This is a genomic window from Alkalihalobacillus deserti, assembly GCF_020734105.1.
Lineage (GTDB): Bacteria > Bacillota > Bacilli > Bacillales > Bacillaceae_D > Halalkalibacter > Halalkalibacter deserti.
In genome coordinates, this window is record NZ_JAJAFR010000065.1 from 1 (window position 1) to 1452 (window position 1452).

Consider the following 1452-nt stretch of genomic DNA (forward strand, 5'->3'; position numbering starts at 1 on the left):
ATTAGGCACGCCGCCAGCGTTCGTCCTGAGCCAGGATCAAACTCTCCATAAAAGTGCTTGATTTGTGCTCAAACTGTATCGCTAACGATACGTTGTGATTTTACTAAATCACTTAAAATTGACGAGATAACATGTATCTCTTTTTCGCTTGGCTTTTGTTCAGTTTTCAAAGAACTATTTTGTCGCTTTATGGCGACTTTCATATCTTATCAAACCTTGTTAGGTTTGTCAATATGTTTTTTTGGTGGAGCCTAGCGGGATCGAACCGCTGACCTCCTGCGTGCAAGGCAGGCGCTCTCCCAGCTGAGCTAAGGCCCCAAAATTAATGGTCGGGAAGACAGGATTTGAACCTGCGACCCCCTGGTCCCAAACCAGGTGCTCTACCAAGCTGAGCCACTTCCCGTTACTATTGATAACTCTGCGATCTTATAAAAGATGGTGCGCCCTGAGAGATTCGAACTCCCGACCTTTTGATTCGTAGTCAAACACTCTATCCAGCTGAGCTAAGGGCGCATATTAAATGGTGCCGAGGGCCGGACTTGAACCGGCACGATAGTCACCTACCGCAGGATTTTAAGTCCTGTGTGTCTGCCAATTCCACCACCCCGGCACAGGAAACAACTTATTGGAGCGGAAGACGAGATTCGAACTCGCGACCCCCACCTTGGCAAGGTGGTGTTCTACCACTGAACTACTTCCGCAAAGTTATATAATGCGGGTGAAGGGACTTGAACCCCCACGTCATAAGACACTAGATCCTAAGTCTAGCGCGTCTGCCAATTCCGCCACACCCGCGTATAATTGGTATTTTTCAAAAATACCTTAAATGGTGAGCCATGAAGGATTCGAACCTTCGACCCTCTGATTAAAAGTCAGATGCTCTACCAACTGAGCTAATGGCTCTTGAAGTTTATTCATTAAAGCTCTAAAAAACGATGCCGGCCAGAGGACTTGAACCCCCAACCTACTGATTACAAGTCAGTTGCTCTACCAATTGAGCTAGGCCGGCATATGGTGGAGGATGACGGGATCGAACCGCCGACCCCCTGCTTGTAAGGCAGGTGCTCTCCCAGCTGAGCTAATCCTCCATATTCACGCCTGGCAACGTCCTACTCTCACAGGGGGAAGCCCCCAACTACCATCGGCGCAAAAGAGCTTAACGACCGTGTTCGGCATGGGAACGGGTGTGACCTCTTTGCTATCGCCACCAGACTATAAAGTATTTTAATAAAATACCATTGAAAGAAGCAAGGTTCTCTCAAAACTAGATAAGGCAAATTAGAAACATTTTCATATTTATTCAAAATATGACGTCAAGAATTATATATTGGATAAGTCCTCGACCGATTAGTATCTGTCAGCTCCACGTGTCGCCACGCTTCCACACCAGACCTATCAACCTCATCATCTCTAAGGGGTCTTACTGGATTAATCCATGGGAAATCTCATCTT

Annotated in this window: 9 tRNA genes and 2 rRNA genes; all 11 read right to left on the reverse strand. The window is 46.8% G+C overall.

Annotated elements, in window-relative coordinates:
- Window positions 1-242: 242 nt before the first annotated feature.
- A tRNA-Ala gene (locus tag LDX58_RS25595) sits at window positions 243-318 on the reverse strand.
- Between the two features lie 8 nt (window positions 319-326).
- Window positions 327-403: transfer RNA gene (locus LDX58_RS25600), tRNA-Pro, on the reverse strand.
- A gap of 33 nt (window positions 404-436) precedes the next feature.
- Window positions 437-513 (reverse strand) — tRNA-Arg (locus LDX58_RS25605).
- Between the two features lie 8 nt (window positions 514-521).
- Window positions 522-610: transfer RNA gene (locus LDX58_RS25610), tRNA-Leu, on the reverse strand.
- Window positions 611-626: 16 nt separating this feature from the next.
- Window positions 627-701 (reverse strand) — tRNA-Gly (locus LDX58_RS25615).
- Window positions 702-713: 12 nt separating this feature from the next.
- Window positions 714-795: transfer RNA gene (locus tag LDX58_RS25620), tRNA-Leu, on the reverse strand.
- A 32-nt stretch (window positions 796-827) separates the two neighbouring features.
- Window positions 828-903 (reverse strand) — tRNA-Lys (locus LDX58_RS25625).
- Window positions 904-936: 33 nt separating this feature from the next.
- A tRNA-Thr gene (locus LDX58_RS25630) sits at window positions 937-1009 on the reverse strand.
- Between the two features lie 3 nt (window positions 1010-1012).
- A tRNA-Val gene (locus tag LDX58_RS25635) sits at window positions 1013-1088 on the reverse strand.
- A gap of 8 nt (window positions 1089-1096) precedes the next feature.
- A 5S ribosomal RNA gene (rrf, locus tag LDX58_RS25640) occupies window positions 1097-1212 on the reverse strand.
- Between the two features lie 115 nt (window positions 1213-1327).
- Window positions 1328-1452 (reverse strand): 23S ribosomal RNA (locus LDX58_RS25645); the annotation flags it as partial.